Here is a 17,590-nt window from a genome sequence, read left to right as displayed (position 1 = left end):
CCCCTTGCAGCAGGCCGCTCGGGGTGTGGGTGGCTGGAAAGTGTGCGCCGCTCGAGCCGGAGCCCCGCACACCCCTCCCCGCCGCGGCACGGGCCGCGCGCGGCGGGAGGGGGTGTGGAACCGGCTACTCGGCTGCGGGAACCCGCAGGATGAGGGCGTCGCCCTGTCCACCGCCACCGCACAGTGCTGCGGCGCCGACTCCGCCGCCGCGTCGCTGCAGCTCCAGTGCGAGGTGCAGGGCGATGCGGGCGCCGGACGCGCCGAGGGGGTGACCGATGGCGATGGCGCCGCCGTTGACGTTGACCTTCTCGGGGTCGATGCCCAGTTCGCGGGTGGAGACGATGCCGACGGCGGCGAACGCCTCGTTGATCTCGACGAGGTCGAGGTCGGTCGGGGCGATGCCCTCCTTGGCGCAGGCGGTGGTGATGGCGTTGGCGGGCTGGGACTGCAGCGAGGAGTCGGGTCCGGCGACGACGCCGTGGGCACCGATCTCGGCGAGCCACGTCAGTCCCAGTTCCTCGGCCTTGGCGCGGCTCATGACGACGACGGCGGCGGCGCCGTCGGAGATCTGGGACGCGGAGCCGGCGGTGATGGTGCCGTTCCTGTCGAACGACGGGCGGAGCTTGGCGAGGCTCTCGCTGGTGGTGTCGGCGCGGATGCCCTCGTCGCTGGTGACGACGACGGGGTCACCCTTGCGCTGCGGGATGCTGACGGGAACGACCTCGTCGTCGAAGACGCCGTTCTTCCAGGCTGCGGCGGCGCGCTGGTGCGACGCGGCGGCGAAGGCGTCCTGCTCCTCGCGGGTGACGAAGCGGGTGTCGGCGTTGCGGTCCTCGGTGAGGGCGCCCATGGCCTGGTCGGTGAAGATGTCGTACAGGCCGTCGTAGGCCATGTGGTCCTTCATGGTGACGTCGCCGTACTTGAATCCGCTGCGGCTCTTCTCGAGCATGTGCGGGGCGAGGGACATCGATTCCTGGCCGCCGGCGACGACGATGTCGAACTCTCCGGCGCGGATCATCTGGTCGGCGAGGGCGATGGCGTCGACACCGGACAGACACACCTTGTTGATGGTCAGGGCAGGAACGCTGAGGGGGATGCCGCCGGCGTGGGCGGCCTGGCGTGCGGGAATCTGGCCTGCGCCGGCCGTGAGGACCTGGCCCATGATGACGTACTGGACCTGGTCACCGCTGATACCGGCCTTCTCGAGGGCTCCGGCGATGGCGACGCCGCCGAGGTCCGAGCCGGAGAGGGTCGACAGCGATCCGAGCAGACGGCCGATGGGAGTGCGGGCACCGGCCACGATGACGGACGTGGTGCCGGAAGGTGCGGTCATGCTGTTTCCTCACTGGTGGGGGCAGATGTGATGGTGGATGCGGCGGGGTCGATCCCCAGAGCGGTCAGAGCCATGGTGGACAAACGGTGTCGGAGCAGCGACGCGGGCACGCGGCCCATCGACTGCGGAGTGGAGTTGAGCAGACCGAACGCCGCGTGAGCCTGGACGCGAGCGTCGTCCTCGGAGCAGTCCGAGTCCAGTTCCCGCAGGGTGCGGACCCAGATCTCGACGTAGCGGCGCTGCAGCGAGCGCACCGAACGCTGGGCGTCGGTCGGCAGGTTCGCGAGATCGCGGAACTGGATCTCGATGAGGCGCGGCGAGGTCATGGCGAAGTCGAGGTGGAACGCGACCAGTTCGTGCAGCGTCGGCAGCGGTGCCGACCGTCGCGCCAGGACCTCTTCCCCACCGGCGTGGAGGTACTCGGAGATTCCCACCAGCAGTTCGACGAGGACGGCTTCCTTGTTCGGAAAGTGGCGATACACGGCGGGACCGCTGATCCCCACCGCGGCGCCGAGGTCCTCGAGTCGTAGACCGTGGTACCCGCGCTCCGCGACGAGGACGGCGGCGGCGTCGACCAGTGCGCTGCGGCGCTCGGCCTTCATCCGTGAACGTTCGGTGGACGCGGAGCCCGCCGCGATACGGTTCACCACCCGGGCCTCCCACCTGTCGTCGGTCGCGAGCAGCCAGTTTACCGTATTCGGTTAGTGACCATTCACTTGGTGACCGCGCTCTCTTCGCGGGATTTCCGCGATGCGCGCCCGTCGGCGGCGGTACATTCATTCCGTCCATGTCGGTCGGGGTCACGAGAGAGGCAGCATGGTCTCGATGTCCTCGCCGACCCGTTTTCTCGTGGTCGGTGCGCTCGCGATCGCCGTGTACGCGACGCTTCCGCCCGGCGTGGTGTCCAGCGTGCTGTACTGCGTCATCGCCGTGGGTGCGGTGGCGTCCATTCCTGTCGGCATCCGCGCACACCGCAAGGTGAGCACCCATTCGTGGTGGATCGTCGCGACGGCGCTGTCGTTCTGGGTCGTCGGCGACATCGCGATCGCGGTGATGGAGAACTCGGGCGGCGGCGTACCTCTCCCGTCGGTGGCGGACGCCGCCTACGTCCTGGGGTACCTCCTCATCGTCGTGGCCCTGCTGTCGGTCCGCAGTTCGGGGACCCCGATGCTGAGTCCGGCGGACGGACTCGAAGCCGCGATCATGACCGCGGGGGTGGGTCTCGCGTCCTGGGTCGTGGTGTCCGGTCCCCGAGGCGAGCGCGTGCCCGACGCCGGAACGTGGCTCGGCATCTTCTACACCGAGATCGACGTCTTCCTGCTGGTACTGCTCGTCTTCGTCGTGCTGAAGCGACGCGCGGGCTCCACCACCCACTGGCTGCTGGGTGCGGCCACGGCACTGATGGTGGTCGCCGACTACACCTCGTACGTGGTGGTCGCGGACGGTCCCGCCGAGAGCACGATCCTCAACGTCTGCTGGCTCGCGTCCTACGTGCTCTTCGGTGCGGCGGCGTTGCGACACGACGAGCGTCCGCGTGTCAGCACCATCAGTCGTGCGCAGACGGGGATGGCTCGACTGATCCTGCTGACCTCGGCCGTGGCGATGACGCCGGTCGTCATGAGCATCGAACTGATGCGCGGCACTCCGGTCACTCGCTGGGGGCCCGCGGTGGTGATCGCCGCCTCGATCATCGTCGTCCTCGGCGCCGTGCGGATGACCTCGTTCCTGACACTGCTGCAACGACAGTCGCGGGCACTGCGCCTTGCGGCCGACACCGATTCCGTCACGGGACTGGCGAACCGCGGCCGGCTCGGGCGCCGGCTGCACGAGATCCTCGGTCCGGAGGGCCGCGACGGAGTGGCCCTGGTGCTGGTGGATCTCAACCGGTTCTCCGACATCAACCAGACCTTCGGCTACGCGGTGGGAGATCAGGTGCTCACCGAGATCGGTCGCCGACTCGTCGACACGGTGGACTCGTCGGCGACGGTGGGACGTCTCGGGGGTGACGAGTTCGCCCTCGTCCTGCCGGGCCCCGTCGACAGGCACGACGCCGTGGCGGTCGCGATCGCTGCGCAACGCGCGGTCGGGGCCCCGCTCGAGGTGCGGGACATGAAGCTGACGCTGGAAAGCAGTGTGGCCGTGGCACTGTCGACCGGCACGCCGCACCCACGATCCGAGGAGCTGGTGCAGCGGGCGTACGCCGCCGTGGTGGCCGCGAAGTCCCGGCAACCGCGACTGGCCGTCTACGACCACACGATGGACATCGACAGGATCGATCAGCTCCGGAGGATGGGCGAGTTGGAGGACGCCATCACGGGAGGTGAGCTCGAGGTGTTCTTTCAGCCCCGCCTCGACCTGCGCACCGGAGCCGTGTCGGGAATGGAAGCCCTTCTGCGGTGGCGACATCCGCGCGAGGGGCTGCTGCTGCCGGCCGCGTTCCTGCCGAGTGCGGAGCAGACCGGCATGCTCCCGGCCGTCACCTCGTTCGTCATCGACACGGCGATGGCCGCGTGCCGACGCTGGCGGCTGGCGGGACTGGACATCGACGTGGCCGTCAATCTCTCCGTCCGGGATCTCGTGGACTCCTCCCTGGCGTCCCGAGTGCGAACGGCTCTGGACGACCACGGCCTTCCCGGGCACGCCGTCGTCTTCGAGGTCACCGAGTCGTCCGCGATGACCGATCCCGAACGATCGATCGACACGCTCGAAGCGCTTCGCGCGCAGGGAGTCTCACTCTCCATCGACGACTTCGGCACGGGGTACAGCTCCTTGACGTACCTGGCGTCGCTTCCGGTGCAGCAGCTGAAGATGGACCGGTCCTTCGTCACCTCGCTCGCGTCGGACTCCGCCAACCTCGCGATCGTCCGATCCACCATCGCTCTCGCGCACAGCATGGGTCTGCACATCGTGGCCGAGGGCGTCGAGGACGAACACACCCTCGACGTGCTGCGCGGACTCGGATGCGACGCGGTGCAGGGCTTCCACATCGCGCGGCCGGTCCCCGCGGGCGACGTCGTGCGCACGGTGAAGGCCGTGAACTCTGCAGTGGGCGCCGCTCGTACTGCTGTGTGACCCAGCGCACCGGCGACGGCGGGTTCTTTGTAACCTGGGGCCCGAGTCGACTCGCACCACCCCTCGACCGTCGACCGGCGAAAGGACAGTCCGTGCGCGCAGTGCAGGTGACCACCCTCGAAGGCCCCGAAGCCCTCACCCTCACCGATCTCGACGAGCCCACCGGCGACGGCGTGGTGATCGACGTGCGTGCGGCCGGCGTGGCCTTCCCCGACGCACTGCTCAGTCGTGGTCTCTACCAGTACAAGCCGGACCTGCCGTTCGTGCCCGGAAGCGAGGTCGCCGGTGTCGTGCGGTCCGCGCCCGAGGGCTCGGGATTCGCGCCCGGTGACCGAGTGGCGGCGCTGACCGGATTCGGCGGCGGTATGGCCGAGGTGGCGGTGGCGACCCCCGACCTCGTCTTCGCGCTGCCCGACGCCGTCTCGTTCGAGGCCGGTGCGGGACTGCTCTTCAACGATCTGACGGTGCACTTCGCCCTCCGCGAGCGCGGACGTCTGGCCGAGGGCGAGACCGTCCTGGTCCACGGCGCCGGTGGCGGCATCGGGACATCGACGCTGCGACTCGCCCCGGTACTGGGAGCGTCACGCACCATCGCGGTGGTGAGCAGCGAGGCCAAGGCCGAGGTCGCTCGCGCCGCGGGCGCCACCGATGTGGTGATGCTGCAGGGCCCGAACGGCGAGGGCTGGAAGGACACGGTCAAGGAACTCACCGGTGGCCGCGGAGTCGACATCGTCATCGACCCCGTCGGTGGGGATCGCTTCACCGACAGCATCCGATCGCTGGCGCCTGCGGGTCGACTCGTGGTCATCGGCTTCACCGGTGGCGACATCCCGACGGTCAAGGTCAACCGACTGCTGCTGAGCAACGTCGAGGTCGTCGGCGCCGGATGGGGTGCGTGGTGGATGAGCCGGCCCGGTTACACGACGACGCAGTGGGCCGAGCTCGAGCCGCTGTTCGCCTCGGGCGCGCTGGTGGCGCCGGAGCCGGTGGTGTACCCACTCGACAAGGCCGGCGAGGCCATCGCATCTCTCGAGAACCGGACCGCCACAGGCAAAGTCGTGGTGACGCTGCAGTGAGTGATGCCTATCGGGACGGTCTCGCGGTCCGCCGCGAGGTGATGGGCGATACCTTCGTCGCGGCCGCCCTCGAGAACAGCACGGGCACCGACTCGGAAGCGTTGCAACGCCACGTCACCGAGCACGTGTGGGACGCCGTGTGGAACAGGCCGGGCCTCGACCGACGGAGTCGGAGCCTGCTGAACATCGGCATGCTGATCGCCCTCCGGGCCGAGCAGGAGCTCGGCGGGCACATCCGGGGCGCACTCACCAACGGTCTGACCCGCGAGGAGATCGTGGAGTCCGTGGTCCACGCCAGTGGCTACTGCGGCGCGCCGGCGGCGCTCGCAGCGATGCGGGTGGTGCAGCGAGTACTCGACGAGGAGCTGGGTCCGCTCGAGTAAGGTCGGGACATGCGTATCGGTGCACACGTCCGCAACTCGGAGAACCCGCTCGGCGAGGCCGAGGATCTCGACGTCGACCTGGTGCAACTGTTCCTCACGGACCCGCAGAAGTGGAACAAGCCCGTCGTCGGTTCGGGGTTGGAGGCGGTCCGGGACAGTGCGGTCGACATCGTCGTCCACTCGTCCTACGTCATCAACGTCGCGAGCCTGAACAACCGCATCCGCATCCCGTCCCGCAAGGCCGTCGCGCAGCAGGCCGACGTGGCCGCAGAGATCGGTGCCCTCGGGTTGGTGGTCCACGGTGGACACGTTCGCGACGGGGAGGATCCCGCCGAGGGAGTGGCCAACTGGCGCAAGCTGTTCGAACGGCAGGCGGAGTCCGGTGGATTCGCGGTTCCGATCTGGATCGAGAACACCGCCGGCGGCGACTTCGCGATGGCGCGGCGCTTCGACGCCATCGCTCGCCTCTGGGACGCCGTCGGGGAGTTCGGAGCAGGGTTCTGCCTCGACACGTGCCACGCCTGGGCCGGCGGCGAGGACCTCGTGGACGCCGTGGAGCGCGTCAAGGCGATCACCGGACGCATCGACCTGGTGCACCTGAACAACTCTCGCGACGAGTTCGATTCGGCTCGCGACCGTCACGCCAATCTCGAGAGCGGCGAGATCGAGGCCGAGGTGCTGGCCGCCGTCGCCGCCTCGGCGGACGCTCCGGTGATGCTGGAGACGCCCGCTGACGGCATGAAGGACGACGTCGCGTACCTCCGCTCGCTCTGAGTCAGACCGCGTCGGCGGGTACCGGCTTCTCGGACCGGACGCTCGCGAGAGCGAGCAGCGCGATGGTCGCGCCACCGGTCATCGCGATGGCCATGGCCGGGCCGTCGTTGCCGAGGACGCCCACCAGGGGCGCGATGAGCGCACCGATGCCGAACTGCGCGGCACCCAGCAGAGCGGCGGCGGTGCCGGCGGCCTCACCGTGGCGTGACAGGGCGAGCGCCGGGGAGTTGGGCATGACGAATCCTGCCGACGCCAGCACGAACAGCACGGGCACCATGAATCCGACGATGCCGCCGAATCCGGTGGTCGTGGTGACGATGAGGGCGGCGCCGGACACGGCCATCGCGACCAGTGCCACGGTGACGATCCGCTGCGGGGTGAAGCGCTGCAGCGCCAGGACGTTGAGTTGCGACGCGCTGATCAGTGCGACGGCGCCGATGCCGAACACCAGGGCGAACTGCTGCTCGCCGAGTCCGTAGCCGTCCTGCAGCACGAACGAGCTGCCGGAGATGTAGGCGAACAGCGCGGACATACCGAGGCCGGCCACGAGAACGAGAACCACGAACCGTCGGTCGCCGAGCAACGATCCGTAGGTGCGCAGGACGGGCAGGAACTCGTTGGGTCGACGACGCTCCTCGGGGAGCGTCTCCTTCAGCAGGAACATCGCCACGAGCATGAGGGCGGCACCCACGACCGCGAGCCCGGCGAACACGCCGCGCCACGACCCGTGGATGAGGACGAGGCTGCCGAGGCTGGGTGCCACGATCGGCGCGACGCCCATGACCAGGACCAGACGCGACATCACGGTGGCGGCGGCCCTGCCGTCGAACAGGTCGCGGACGATGGCGATCGCGATGACCATGGCGGCGGCGGCACCGAAGCCCTGCAGGGCTCGGGTCACACCCAGGACGCCGACGGTCGGAGCGATCATGCACAGGAGCGACGCGACGATGTGGATCATCGTTCCGGCGATGAGGGGCCGTCGACGTCCCAGGGAGTCCGAGAGCGGCCCGATCACCAGCTGTCCCACGGCCAGTCCGATGAGGGTGCCGGTGAGGGTGAACTGCACCGCGGCATTCGTGGACCCGAGGTCCTCGGTGATCGCGGGCAGCGCCGGGAGGTAGACGTCGATCGTGAGCGGCCCCAGCGCGACGAGGGCGCCGAGAACCAGGATGGTGCGAAGCCTGGAGGGTGCGGCCGGCTGGTCGGAGGTACCGACGGCCGTGCCGGGAGTCGCCGAGGTGGTGCGGGAGTCTGTCGTCACCCGGGGTGCAGCACCGTGCGGCCGCGATGTGTTCCCGATCCGTGTGACGGTCAGGTGAACTGTCGGCGATGCGTGAGGTGCGGGACTGTCGGAACGGGGGACTCCCCGCGGTCCAGCGCAGCCACCAGGAGGTCGGCCCACCGCATCAGGCCCGCGATGTCGATGTCGTGGGGTGCGTCGGCGTACGTCCCGATGCGATCACGTCCCTGCGTCAACAGCGAGGTGGCTCCCACGCGATTCCCACGCAGCAGGTGGGTGAGACCGACGGCGAGCTGGGCCAGGCCCTGCCACAGTGCACGTTCCCCTGGCGTACTGATCTTCCACGTGCCTTCGAGGATCTCGTGCGCGTGGAAGGGCATGCCGTCGTCGAGGAGTTGCTGGGCACGGACCAGGGACTCGACCGGCGGGAGCTGGACGTCGTCCGGAATGCGCTCGACGCCCTCGGCTCCGCGGGGCAGGGGACGTCCGAGCCCGTCGCGGGGCCGGCCGTTCTGCGGCCGGCCCTCGGGGTTGCGCTCTCGTCTCGGCGTGACCACCGAGACGACGCTACTCGCCGACCTTGTCCGACAATGCGGTCAGACGGTCGAGCTCGTCGGCGGTCAGCGACAACGTCGAGGCGTCCGTCAGGGACGCGAGCTGTTCGAGACGGCTCGCGCTGGCGATGGGTGCCACGATGCCGTTGCGGGAGAGCAGCCACGCCAGTGCCACGGTGGGGATCGCGGAGCCGTGAGCGTCCGCGATGTCGGCGAGCGCACCGACGACCTCGAGGCCGGCGTCACTGAAGTAGCCGGACGTCATCGCTGCACGGGGTGTGCCCTCGATGTCCTCGCGCGTGCGGTACTTGCCCGTCAGGAAGCCCGAGGCGAGCGCGAAGTACGGGAAGACGCCCAACAGATTCTTCTCGGCGACCTCCATCAGCTCCGGCTCGTAGCTGCGGCGATGCACCAGGTTGTAGTGCGGCTGCAGCGCCACGGGTGCGTCGAACCCCTCGCGCTGTGCGATGTCGATCCACTGCCGCGCGCGCTCCGCCGTGTAGTTGGAGATGCCGACATACCGCACCTTGCCGGCCTTCACGAGTGAGTCGAAGGCGGCCACCGTCTCCTCGAGCGGGGTGTCCGCGTCATCGAAGTGTGCGTAGTAGAGGTCGATGCGATCGGTCTGCAGGCGCTGCAACGACGCGTCGGCCGCGGCAGCGACCGTGCCCGCGGCCAGACCCTTGAACTGCGGGTGCTGGCTCACCTTGGTGGCCAGGACGACGTCGTCGCGTCGGCCCGTCGAGGTGAACCAGTTCCCGATCACCGTCTCCGACTCGCCGCCCGAGTTGCCGGGGGCGAAGGCGGAGTACGAGTCCGCGGTGTCGATCAGCGAACCACCGGCTCCGAGGAAGGCCTCGATGATGCGGTGCGAGTCCGGCTCGTCGCTCGTCCATCCGAAGGTGTTGGCACCGAGTGCGAGCGGGAAGACGTCCAGGTCCGAGGTTCCGATACGAGTCATGTTCGGTGCAACACCTGTGAGCCGTCGCTATTTCCGCCCGGCACCGGGTGAGAGGCGTCCGTCCGTCAGGACAGCGCCGCCGTACTGACGCCGATGCCGCCCGTGGTGTCGGCGCCGTATCGAGCGATCTCCGCGTCGAGGTCCAGCGGAGCGATGCTGGAACGACCGTGGAGGACGGCGTCGTCGATGCGGTCCGCAGGAACGAGCCAGGCGATCTCGAACTCGATGCCGTCGGGATCCTGGCCGTAGAGACTCTTGGACGTCGAGTGATCGGATGCGCCGACCAGTGCGCCCGCGGTGGCCAGCTTCTCCCGCAGGTCGACGAGATCGGACAGCGTCTGCACCTCCCAGGCCAGGTGGTAGAGCCCGACGGTGCTGCGGCCGGCCGGGGACGCGCCCGCTCCGTCGCCGACGGAGAACAGGCCGAGGTCGTGGTCGTTCGTGCTGTCCGGCGCCTGCACGAACACGGCGCGATCGCCCATGGACATGACGACGCGGAAACCGAGCACGTCCGAGTAGAAGCGTGCGCTGCGCTGGGCGTCGCGCACGTAGAGCACGGCGTGGTTCAGACGGGAGATGGCCATGAGAGGTCCCTTCGGATCGAGGCGTTGTCGCTAGCTTGAAGCTTCAACTTAAACTGTACCCCGGTTGTTCCCGCAGCCGCGTGGACACAGCCTGCGTGATCCGAACACCCGCTCCTGCGTGCGGGAGACCGTGTGGGCTCACCAGTACCTGTGTGCACACACCTCGCAGCGTCCGTCAGTGATGGCGGTGGTCGGTGACCACGGTGCGCGGACCGAACTTCGGGCGCAGGGCCGTTCCGCTGACCTCGAGCAGACGTACCGCGCGATAGCGGTGCGGCCGGATCGGCGCCAGGTACTCGAGCATCTCGTCGTCCGTCATCGGTGCCCCCGTCAACGTCCATCCGATCACCGACGCCAGGTGGTAGTCGCCGACGGACAGAGCGTCCGCATCTCCCAGCGCCCGTTGCATCACCTCGGCCGCGGTCCACACGCCGATTCCGGGAACGTGGCGCAACCGGCGCTCGGCATCCTCCCTCGTCATGGACACGATCGGTTCGAGCTTGTCGGCCAGGGCGGCGCTCCGCACGATCGTCTTGGAGCGCTTCGGATCCACGTTCGCCCGGTGGAACTCCCAGGACGGCACCCGCCGCCAGACCTCGGCGGGCGGCGGTACCCGCATCCCCGCGGGCGCCGGTCCCGGTGCCGGCTCGCCGAACTTCGAGAGCAGGTAGCGCCATGCCGCGAAGGCGGCGACCCCGTGCACCTTCTGCTCCAGAACGGCTGGGACCAGCGCTTCCATGACCTGCCCGGTGCGGCCGATGCGCAGATGGGGAAATCGACGATGCGCCTCAGCGAGGATGCGGTGCTCGGGCGCGAATCCGTCGGCGTCGTCCTCCATGCCCACGAGCCCTGGAAGAGAGTCGAGGAACTCCGCTGAGCCGGCGCCCCAGACCTCGCAGGTCACCTCGAACCGGTCCACCTGGCGCAGGCGATACGTCACCGGCCCCGTGCGAAACCGTGAGGTGCGCCAGATGGATCCGTCGGCCTCCACCCGATGGGCGGGATCGCCCGCTCCGCGGCGGTGTGGCGACAACGAATACCGCAGGGCAAGTGGGCGATCCGAGGTGAGCGTGATCTCCACCGCGCCACCGCGGGAAGTGTGTCCGGGGTCGAGCACGGGAAACGAGCTAGCCGACACGGACGAGGGTGCGACCGATGGTGGCCCCGTCGCGCAGGGAGTCGAGCACTCCCGCCACCTCGTCGAGAGTCACCTCGGTGGTGACCTCGGCGAGCCGACTCGGGCGCAGGGAACCGGCCAGGTCGTTCCACAGGGTGCGTCGGGCCTCGATGGGCAACTGCACCGAGTCGATGCCCAGCAGGGCCACTCCCCGGAGAATGAAGGGCAACACCGTGGTCGAGAGCCCGGCTCCCCCGGTGAGCCCGCTGGCGGCGACCGCGCCGCCGTACCTCGTGGTGCTGAGTACGTGTGCGAGGGTCTTGCCGCCGACACAGTCGACCGCGGCGGCCCACTGCGCCTTCCCGAGGGGACGCGGCGCCGCGTCGGGGTCCTCGGGGAGGCGGCCGATGATCGAGGACGCGCCGAGTGTGGTCAGCAGGTCGTGTGCCGACTCCTTGCCGGTGGAGGCGACCACCTCGAACCCGGCCTGCGACAACAGGTCCACGCTGAGACTGCCGACCCCGCCGCTCGCTCCGGTGACCAGTACCGGACCGTCGGACGGGGTGAGGCCACGCGCCAGCAGGGCCTGCACGCTGAGTGCGGCGGTGAAGCCCGCGGTGCCGATGGTGGCGGCGTCGGCCGTCGACAGTCCGTCCGCGAGCGGCACGACCCACTCGGCCGGAGTACGCGCGTACTCGGCGTAGCCGCCGTGACGTCCGGTGCCGATCTCGTAGCCGTGTGCCACGACGCGGTCACCGACCGACACCCCGTCGGACGTCGAGGAGACCACCACACCGGCGAGGTCGATGCCGGGGACGATGGGGTACTCCCGCACCACTCCGCCCTTCGGGGTGACGGCCAGGGCGTCCTTGTAGTTGGCGCCCGAGTACTCGACGCGGACGACCACCTCGCCCTCCGGCAGGAACGACAGGTCGACCGTCTCGGACGTCAGATCCACACCGTCGTCGGTCTGCCGGGCGACCAGGGCGCGGAAGTTCTCCGGGATCTCGGTGGCGGATCGATCGTCGGTCGGCGAGGTCACGTGGCGTCTCCCTGTGTCGGTCCAGATCGCGGTCTGGGCTGATGGTTCACGTTCGAGAGTAGGCCGAGCCGTGGACAGGGTGTGCGCTCGGCGCGGGACCGCGGAATTGTCGGTCCTCGGCCGTACTGTCTCGAGGGTGATCATCGTGAGTACCGACGGTTCGTGCCTGAAGAACCCCGGCGGGGCCATCGGCTGGGCCTGGGTCGACCACACCGGCCCGTCCGCCTCCGGCGGAGAAGCGTCCGGCACGAATCAGATCGCCGAGCTCAGGGCGTTGTACGAGGCCGTGGCCGCGCATCCGGGTCCGGAGCCGATGCTCATCGAGTCGGACAGTCAGTACGCCATCAAGTGTGCGTCGGAGTGGCTCGCCGGATGGAAGCGCAAGGGCTGGCGCACGTCCACGGGTGGGCCGGTGCGCAATCTGGAACTGGTCCGCGCGATCGACCGTGCCATCACCGAGCGCGAGGGTCCGGTGCGGTTCCGCTGGGTCCGCGGACACGTGGGCAACCAGTTCAACGAGATGGCGGACGAGCTGGCAGGAATCGCTGCGCGGGCGATCCGAGACGGTTCGCTGACGCCGTGCGAGCCGGTCGGCGCACAGGAACCCGTCACGCTCTTCTAGAGCAGAGGCTCATTCCTGGCGAGCGGTCTGCTTGTCGTCCTTGTCGCCGGCGGTCACGTCGCGCGGACTCGGGGCGGGCAGATCCTTGCCCTCGTCCACGGCGGCCTCACTCCGATCGAGGGTCGGCGCCGGCTCGGCCTCGGCATGGTTGTCGAACTCGCGCACGGCCTCGTCGCGCTCGTCCGGACTCTGTGCCGTGTCCGCACCCGTGCCCTTGGACTCCTCGCGCGGGTCGATGGATGCGGTGTCGACGGGCTCGTTCACGGAATCACTCATGAGCACCGGTGTGCCCGATCGACCGCGCGGTCAACCCTTCCGCACCTGTCACGGCGTCGGAGCGGGCGTCAGGGTCACCGAGAACTGGTTCTCCAGATTGTCGGTGAACTGCTGCTGGCACTGCTCGACCCGTGTCGCGTCGCCACCGGCGTCGCTGAGGCAGGTCGCGAGGTCGCCGACTCCCACCTCGTTGAACACCCATACGGTCAGGGCGATGAACACCGCGCCACCGATGATGCCGAGGACACCCAGCACCAGCCCCGTCGTGGCGACGCCGCCGTTCGTGGCTTCGCGGCGCTTGACTCGGCCGCGGCCGAGCACGCCGAGCACCACGGCGATGATGCCCAGGAAGATGCCGAATCCGAAGGTCCAGAAGGCCAGGATCGACAGGATGCCGAGAATCAGCGCCGCGATTCCCACGCCGTTCTTCGGGCTGACGGGGGGCTGGCCGTAGCCGCCGTCGTAGCCGCCGGGTGGTGGGTACTGCCCGCCCGAACCGGGCTGCTGACCGTACTGAGGCTGCTGACCGTACTGAGGCTGCTGGCCGTACGGCGGTTGCCCGCCGTACTCGGGCTGCTGGCCGTACTCGGGCGTGGGACCGCTCACTGGTCTCTCCTGACGGGCGACTCGGCTGGTGTCTCGCACTGTAGCGCCGGACGGCACCTTCGGCGTGAGTGCGTGATCGCACCGTTACCGCAGGTGTCCGGTGGGGTATCTCAGCAGGATGAGTACGTGGACCGTCAGCGACGGCACAGTCCTGCACTACACCGACCAGGGAACGGGACGGCCGCTCGTGATGCTGCACGGGTGGGGATTCAGCGGCCGCTTCTTCGACGGCAGTGTCGATCGGCTCGCCGAGTACGCCCGCGTGATCACCGTCGATCTGCGCGCTCACGGTGACTCGGAGGATCCGGGCCACGGCTACCGGGTGTCGAGGTTGGCCAAGGACCTCCGCGATCTGCTCGTGGGGTTGGAGCTGACGGACGTCACCGTTCTGGGGTGGTCGCTGGGCTGTCCGGTGATCTGGAGTTACCAGGAGCTGTTCGGCACCGACCTGTTGGCGCAGGCGATCTACGTCGCGCAGACTCCGCGGCAGTACCGGACGCCCGAGTGGACCCTGGCGCACACCAGCATCTTCGACGACGCGTCGCTGGCCGCGGTGCAGGGCCGTGTGACGTACGACCGCGAGAACTTCGACCGCGAACAGCTCGACGAGATCACCGCCACCGACCTCCCCGCAGAGCGTGTCGAGGTCCTCCTCGCGGAGATGACGAAGATCTCCTCGGAGGCGCGCAACGCGGTGATGGCGGACCACACCCATCACGACTGGCGTGATCTGCTGCCGGCACTCGATCTGCCGTCGCTGGTCATGGTGGGCAAGCACGACAAGGCGTTTCCGTGGGAAGCGGCACAGTACGTGGGTGACACGATTCCCGGCGCGCGCACCGTCGTGTTCGAGAACAGCAGTCACGCACTGTTTCTCGACGAGCCGCGGAAGTTCGAGGACGAGGTGCTCGGCTTCCTCGCCGAGCACTCGTGACCTCGGTGGTTTGCGGACAGCGGTTCGCGGACACCCGGCAGGCATGAGTCAAGACCTGTACACCGCCACTGTCACCGCCACCGACGGATCGATCTCCTCGAGCGACGACGTGCTCTCCCTCGATGTCCACGAGCCCTCCGACCTCGGGGGTCCGGGTGGGGCGACCAACCCCGAACAGTTGATGGCCGCTGCGCTGAGCTCTTGCCTGCTCGAGTCGCTGCGCATCGCAGTCGGTACCGCGGGTGGATCCCTCGAGGGTGCATCGGTGGAGGGACAGGTGACGCTGTCCTCCGCGGACGGCGCGGGCTACGACGCGGCCTACCGCCTCGGCGTGACACTGCCGGGCGTCGACAACCCGGGCGACGTGCTCGAGCAGGCACGGTCGATCTGCCCGTTCCTCAAGACCGTCACCGGCGTGGACGTGACGCTCAGCGAGTGAGCGCCGCCGGCTGACCGTTCCCGCGGGTGGTTCTGCCTCGCCGTAGTGGTTGCAGCCGCTGCGGGAGCATGGAATGCCTGCGGGAACCACTCTCGGGCCCGCCATGTCCGCCTCCAGCGAACGTCCTCATCTGCGGGAACACCGGGGCCCACCGCCAAGTTGAGCTGATCACGCTGAACTTTGGAGGACCCCATGAGCGAATCGACTCGCTTGCCCGTTCTGTTCCTGACCGACCCCGTCGTCCTGCCCGGCATGGTCGTGCCGGTCGAACTGGACGACGCTGCCCGCGCTGCGGTCGACGCCGCGCGGACCAGCGCCGACGGCACTCTGCTGATTGCCCCACGACTGGACGACCGCTACCCCGCCTACGGTGTCGTGGCGACGATCGTGCAGGTCGGCCGTCTCGCGACCGGTGAGCCGGCTGCGGTGCTGAAGGCGGAGAAGCGTGCGCACATCGGGTCCGGCGTGAGCGGCCCCGGCGCCGCTCTGTGGGTGGAGGCCGAGCCGGTGTCCGAGCCGGAGCCGACGGACGCCGTACGGACTCTCGCCGCGGAGTACAAGAAGCTCGTTCTGGCCATGTTGCAGCGCCGCGAGGCATGGCAGGTCATCGACTCGGTGAACAAGCTGTCGGACCCGTCCGCGCTGGCCGACACCGCCGGCTACGCGTCGTGGCTCACCGATGTCCAGAAGCGGCAGTTGCTCGAGACCCCGGACGTGGCAGCACGATTGACGGTGCTGACCGAGTGGACCACCGACCACCTCGCCGAGGTAGAGGTGACGGACAAGATCGCCGGCGACGTCCGCGACGGCATGGAGAAGACTCAGAAGGAATTCCTGCTGCGCCAGCAACTCGCCGCCATCCGCAAGGAGCTGGGCGAGGGCGAGCCCGACGGTGCCGACGACTACCGCGGACGCGTCGAGTCCGCAGACCTGCCCGACTCGGTTCGTGAGGCGGCGCTGCGCGAGGTGGGCCGGCTGGAGCGCTCGAGCGATCAGAGTCCCGAGAGTGGTTGGATCCGAACGTGGTTGGACACGGTCCTGGAATTGCCGTGGACGGTGACGACCGACGACAGCACGGACATCGTGGCAGCGCGCGCCGTTCTCGATGCCGACCACCACGGACTCGACGACGTGAAGGACCGCATCACCGAGTACCTGGCCGTCCGGTCGAGGCGCGCTTCTCGCGGTCTGACGGTGGTGGGCGGACGCGGATCCGGTGCCGTCATGGTGCTGGCCGGTCCTCCCGGCGTGGGCAAGACCTCGCTGGGCGAGTCGGTGGCGAAGGCGTTGGGCCGCAAGTTCGTTCGCGTCGCCCTCGGTGGCGTGCGCGACGAGGCCGAGATTCGCGGACACCGGCGTACGTACGTCGGAGCCCTGCCGGGCCGGATCGTGCGTGCGATCGCCGAGGCAGGCTCGATGAATCCCGTCGTCCTGCTGGACGAGATCGACAAGATCGGGTCGGACTTCCGCGGTGACCCCGCGGCGGCGCTGCTCGAGGTGCTCGATCCGGCTCAGAACCACACGTTCCGGGACCATTACCTGGACCTCGATCTCGACCTGTCGGACGTGGTCTTCCTGGCGACCGCCAACGTGATCGACCAGATTCCGACAGCGCTGCTGGACCGTATGGAACTGGTGACCATCGACGGTTACACCGTGGACGACAAGGTCGTCATCGCACGGAACCACCTGCTTCCGCGGCAGGTCGACCGCGCTGCACTGACCGATGCCGAGGTGACCGTCACGGACGCTGCACTCCGCACGATCGCCGCCGACTACACCCGTGAGCCCGGTGTCCGTCAGTTCGAGCGACTGCTGGCGAAGGCGTTGCGCAAGGTGGCGACCGTGCTGGCGCAAGACGAGCGGCCCATCACCGTGGACGAGCCCGATCTGGTCACCTACCTCGGACGGCCCCGCTTCACCCCCGAGGCACACCAACGCACCGAGGTCCCCGGTGTCGCGACGGGCCTGGCCGTGACCGGTCTGGGCGGCGACGTCCTGTTCATCGAGGCGAGCTCGACGGGTGACACCGCCGGCCTCACCCTCACCGGTCAGCTCGGCGATGTCATGAAGGAGTCGGCGCAGATCGCGCTCTCCTACGTGCGGTCGCACGCGGCGGAACTCGGGGTGGACCCCACGGCGCTGGACAAGGCGATCCACATCCACGTGCCGGCCGGCGCCGTACCGAAGGACGGCCCGTCCGCGGGCGTCACGATGGTCACCGCGCTGGTGTCGATGGCGACGGGCCGTCCCGTGCGGTCCGACGTCGGCATGACGGGCGAGGTCTCCCTGAACGGTCGGGTACTCCCGATCGGTGGGGTGAAGCAGAAATTGCTCGCCGCTCAGCGCGCCGGACTCACCACCGTGTTCGTTCCCGCGCGGAACGAGCCCGATCTCGACGACGTGCCGGCCGAGGTACGGGCTGCCGTCGACGTCCGGCCCATGTCGGACGTCGCCGATATCGTCGCCCAAGCCCTCGAACCTGCGCGGGAGCAGGTCGCCGCGGCCTGACCACGGAATGAGCGGGGCAGCGCGGGGGTTGCCCTCAGTGCAGGTGAACGGGCCGCGCCGTGG

At 69.1% G+C, this 17,590-nt stretch carries 18 protein-coding genes; 8 read left to right on the top strand and 10 right to left on the bottom strand.

What is annotated here, in order from left to right; translation table 11 throughout:
- Positions 1 to 124 precede the first annotated feature (124 nt).
- Together HQ314_RS10020 and HQ314_RS10015 are read right to left on the bottom strand one after the other, a co-directional pair.
- On the bottom strand, positions 125 to 1,333 hold the full coding sequence (locus tag HQ314_RS10020) for an acetyl-CoA C-acetyltransferase (RefSeq protein ID WP_222637902.1): 1,209 nt from the start codon (positions 1,331 to 1,333) through the stop codon (positions 125 to 127).
- Positions 1,330 to 1,935 carry a TetR/AcrR family transcriptional regulator gene (locus HQ314_RS10015; RefSeq protein WP_051613430.1) on the bottom strand — a complete coding sequence of 202 codons (606 nt, stop codon included), beginning with the start codon at positions 1,933 to 1,935 and terminating at the stop codon, positions 1,330 to 1,332. The genes HQ314_RS10020 and HQ314_RS10015 overlap by 4 nt, the downstream gene beginning before the upstream one ends.
- 223 nt (positions 1,936 to 2,158) lie before the next feature.
- Between HQ314_RS10015 and HQ314_RS10010 the strand changes: the two genes are divergently transcribed.
- The 4 genes from HQ314_RS10010 to HQ314_RS09995 all read left to right on the top strand — a co-directional run bounded on the left by HQ314_RS10010 (position 2,159) and on the right by HQ314_RS09995 (position 6,638).
- A complete protein-coding gene (locus tag HQ314_RS10010) occupies positions 2,159 to 4,405 on the top strand; it encodes a bifunctional diguanylate cyclase/phosphodiesterase (RefSeq protein WP_222649940.1) in 2,247 nt (748 codons plus the stop codon).
- Positions 4,406 to 4,497: 92 nt separating this feature from the next.
- Entirely contained in the window at positions 4,498 to 5,481 is a 984-nt protein-coding gene (locus tag HQ314_RS10005; RefSeq protein ID WP_027506074.1) for an NADPH:quinone oxidoreductase family protein, read from the top strand.
- A gap of 41 nt (positions 5,482 to 5,522) precedes the next feature.
- Complete coding sequence (locus HQ314_RS10000) at positions 5,523 to 5,864, top strand: carboxymuconolactone decarboxylase family protein (RefSeq protein ID WP_051613431.1); 342 nt, start codon at positions 5,523 to 5,525, stop codon at positions 5,862 to 5,864.
- A 9-nt stretch (positions 5,865 to 5,873) separates the two neighbouring features.
- Positions 5,874 to 6,638 (top strand): deoxyribonuclease IV, encoded by a 765-nt coding sequence (locus HQ314_RS09995; protein ID WP_222649939.1) that lies wholly within the window; start codon positions 5,874 to 5,876, stop codon positions 6,636 to 6,638.
- A 1-nt stretch (position 6,639) separates the two neighbouring features.
- On the opposite strand, the gene HQ314_RS09990 is transcribed toward HQ314_RS09995, so the two are convergent.
- The 6 genes from HQ314_RS09990 to HQ314_RS09965 form a co-directional block, all read right to left on the bottom strand.
- Entirely contained in the window at positions 6,640 to 7,902 is a 1,263-nt protein-coding gene (locus tag HQ314_RS09990) for a multidrug effflux MFS transporter (protein ID WP_222649938.1), read from the bottom strand.
- Between the two features lie 50 nt (positions 7,903 to 7,952).
- Positions 7,953 to 8,438, bottom strand: coding sequence for a DUF309 domain-containing protein (locus HQ314_RS09985; RefSeq protein ID WP_222649937.1), 486 nt, complete (start codon positions 8,436 to 8,438; stop codon positions 7,953 to 7,955).
- 10 nt (positions 8,439 to 8,448) lie between these two features.
- Positions 8,449 to 9,396 carry an aldo/keto reductase gene (locus HQ314_RS09980; protein WP_222637905.1) on the bottom strand — a complete coding sequence of 316 codons (948 nt, stop codon included), beginning with the start codon at positions 9,394 to 9,396 and terminating at the stop codon, positions 8,449 to 8,451.
- Positions 9,397 to 9,461: 65 nt separating this feature from the next.
- Entirely contained in the window at positions 9,462 to 9,980 is a 519-nt protein-coding gene (locus tag HQ314_RS09975; protein WP_027506079.1) for a VOC family protein, read from the bottom strand.
- A gap of 175 nt (positions 9,981 to 10,155) precedes the next feature.
- The gene (locus tag HQ314_RS09970; RefSeq protein WP_308119337.1) at positions 10,156 to 11,061 is read right to left on the bottom strand and encodes a DNA-3-methyladenine glycosylase 2 family protein; all 906 of its coding nucleotides are present in this window, start codon (positions 11,059 to 11,061) and stop codon (positions 10,156 to 10,158) included.
- 46 nt (positions 11,062 to 11,107) lie between these two features.
- Positions 11,108 to 12,139: an oxidoreductase gene (locus tag HQ314_RS09965; RefSeq protein WP_308119335.1), complete on the bottom strand. Its 1,032-nt coding sequence runs from the start codon at positions 12,137 to 12,139 to the stop codon at positions 11,108 to 11,110.
- Positions 12,140 to 12,275: 136 nt separating this feature from the next.
- On the opposite strand from HQ314_RS09965, the gene HQ314_RS09960 reads away from it, so the two are divergent.
- Entirely contained in the window at positions 12,276 to 12,761 is a 486-nt protein-coding gene (locus tag HQ314_RS09960) for a ribonuclease H (protein ID WP_027506082.1), read from the top strand.
- Positions 12,762 to 12,770: 9 nt separating this feature from the next.
- On the opposite strand, the gene HQ314_RS09955 is transcribed toward HQ314_RS09960, so the two are convergent.
- Both HQ314_RS09955 and HQ314_RS21735 read right to left on the bottom strand, forming a co-directional pair.
- Positions 12,771 to 13,037, bottom strand: coding sequence for a hypothetical protein (locus HQ314_RS09955; RefSeq protein WP_056695702.1), 267 nt, complete (start codon positions 13,035 to 13,037; stop codon positions 12,771 to 12,773).
- Between the two features lie 48 nt (positions 13,038 to 13,085).
- Positions 13,086 to 13,643, bottom strand: coding sequence for a DUF4190 domain-containing protein (locus HQ314_RS21735; protein WP_235578862.1), 558 nt, complete (start codon positions 13,641 to 13,643; stop codon positions 13,086 to 13,088).
- Between the two features lie 118 nt (positions 13,644 to 13,761).
- On the opposite strand from HQ314_RS21735, the gene HQ314_RS09945 reads away from it, so the two are divergent.
- The 3 genes from HQ314_RS09945 (at position 13,762) to lon (ending at position 17,527) form a co-directional block, all read left to right on the top strand.
- Entirely contained in the window at positions 13,762 to 14,577 is an 816-nt protein-coding gene (locus tag HQ314_RS09945; RefSeq protein ID WP_222649934.1) for an alpha/beta fold hydrolase, read from the top strand.
- Positions 14,578 to 14,620: 43 nt separating this feature from the next.
- Positions 14,621 to 15,016, top strand: coding sequence for an OsmC family protein (locus HQ314_RS09940; protein ID WP_222632294.1), 396 nt, complete (start codon positions 14,621 to 14,623; stop codon positions 15,014 to 15,016).
- A 192-nt stretch (positions 15,017 to 15,208) separates the two neighbouring features.
- Positions 15,209 to 17,527, top strand: a complete 2,319-nt coding sequence (gene lon / locus HQ314_RS09935; protein WP_222649933.1) for an endopeptidase La — start codon at positions 15,209 to 15,211, stop codon at positions 17,525 to 17,527.
- Positions 17,528 to 17,590: the final 63 nt, after the last annotated feature.

The organism is Rhodococcus sp. BP-332, assembly GCF_019836065.1.
GTDB lineage: Bacteria > Actinomycetota > Actinomycetes > Mycobacteriales > Mycobacteriaceae > Rhodococcoides.
The sequence above is the reverse complement of the archived record's forward strand: the minus strand, read 5'-3'. Positions and strand labels throughout refer to the sequence as shown.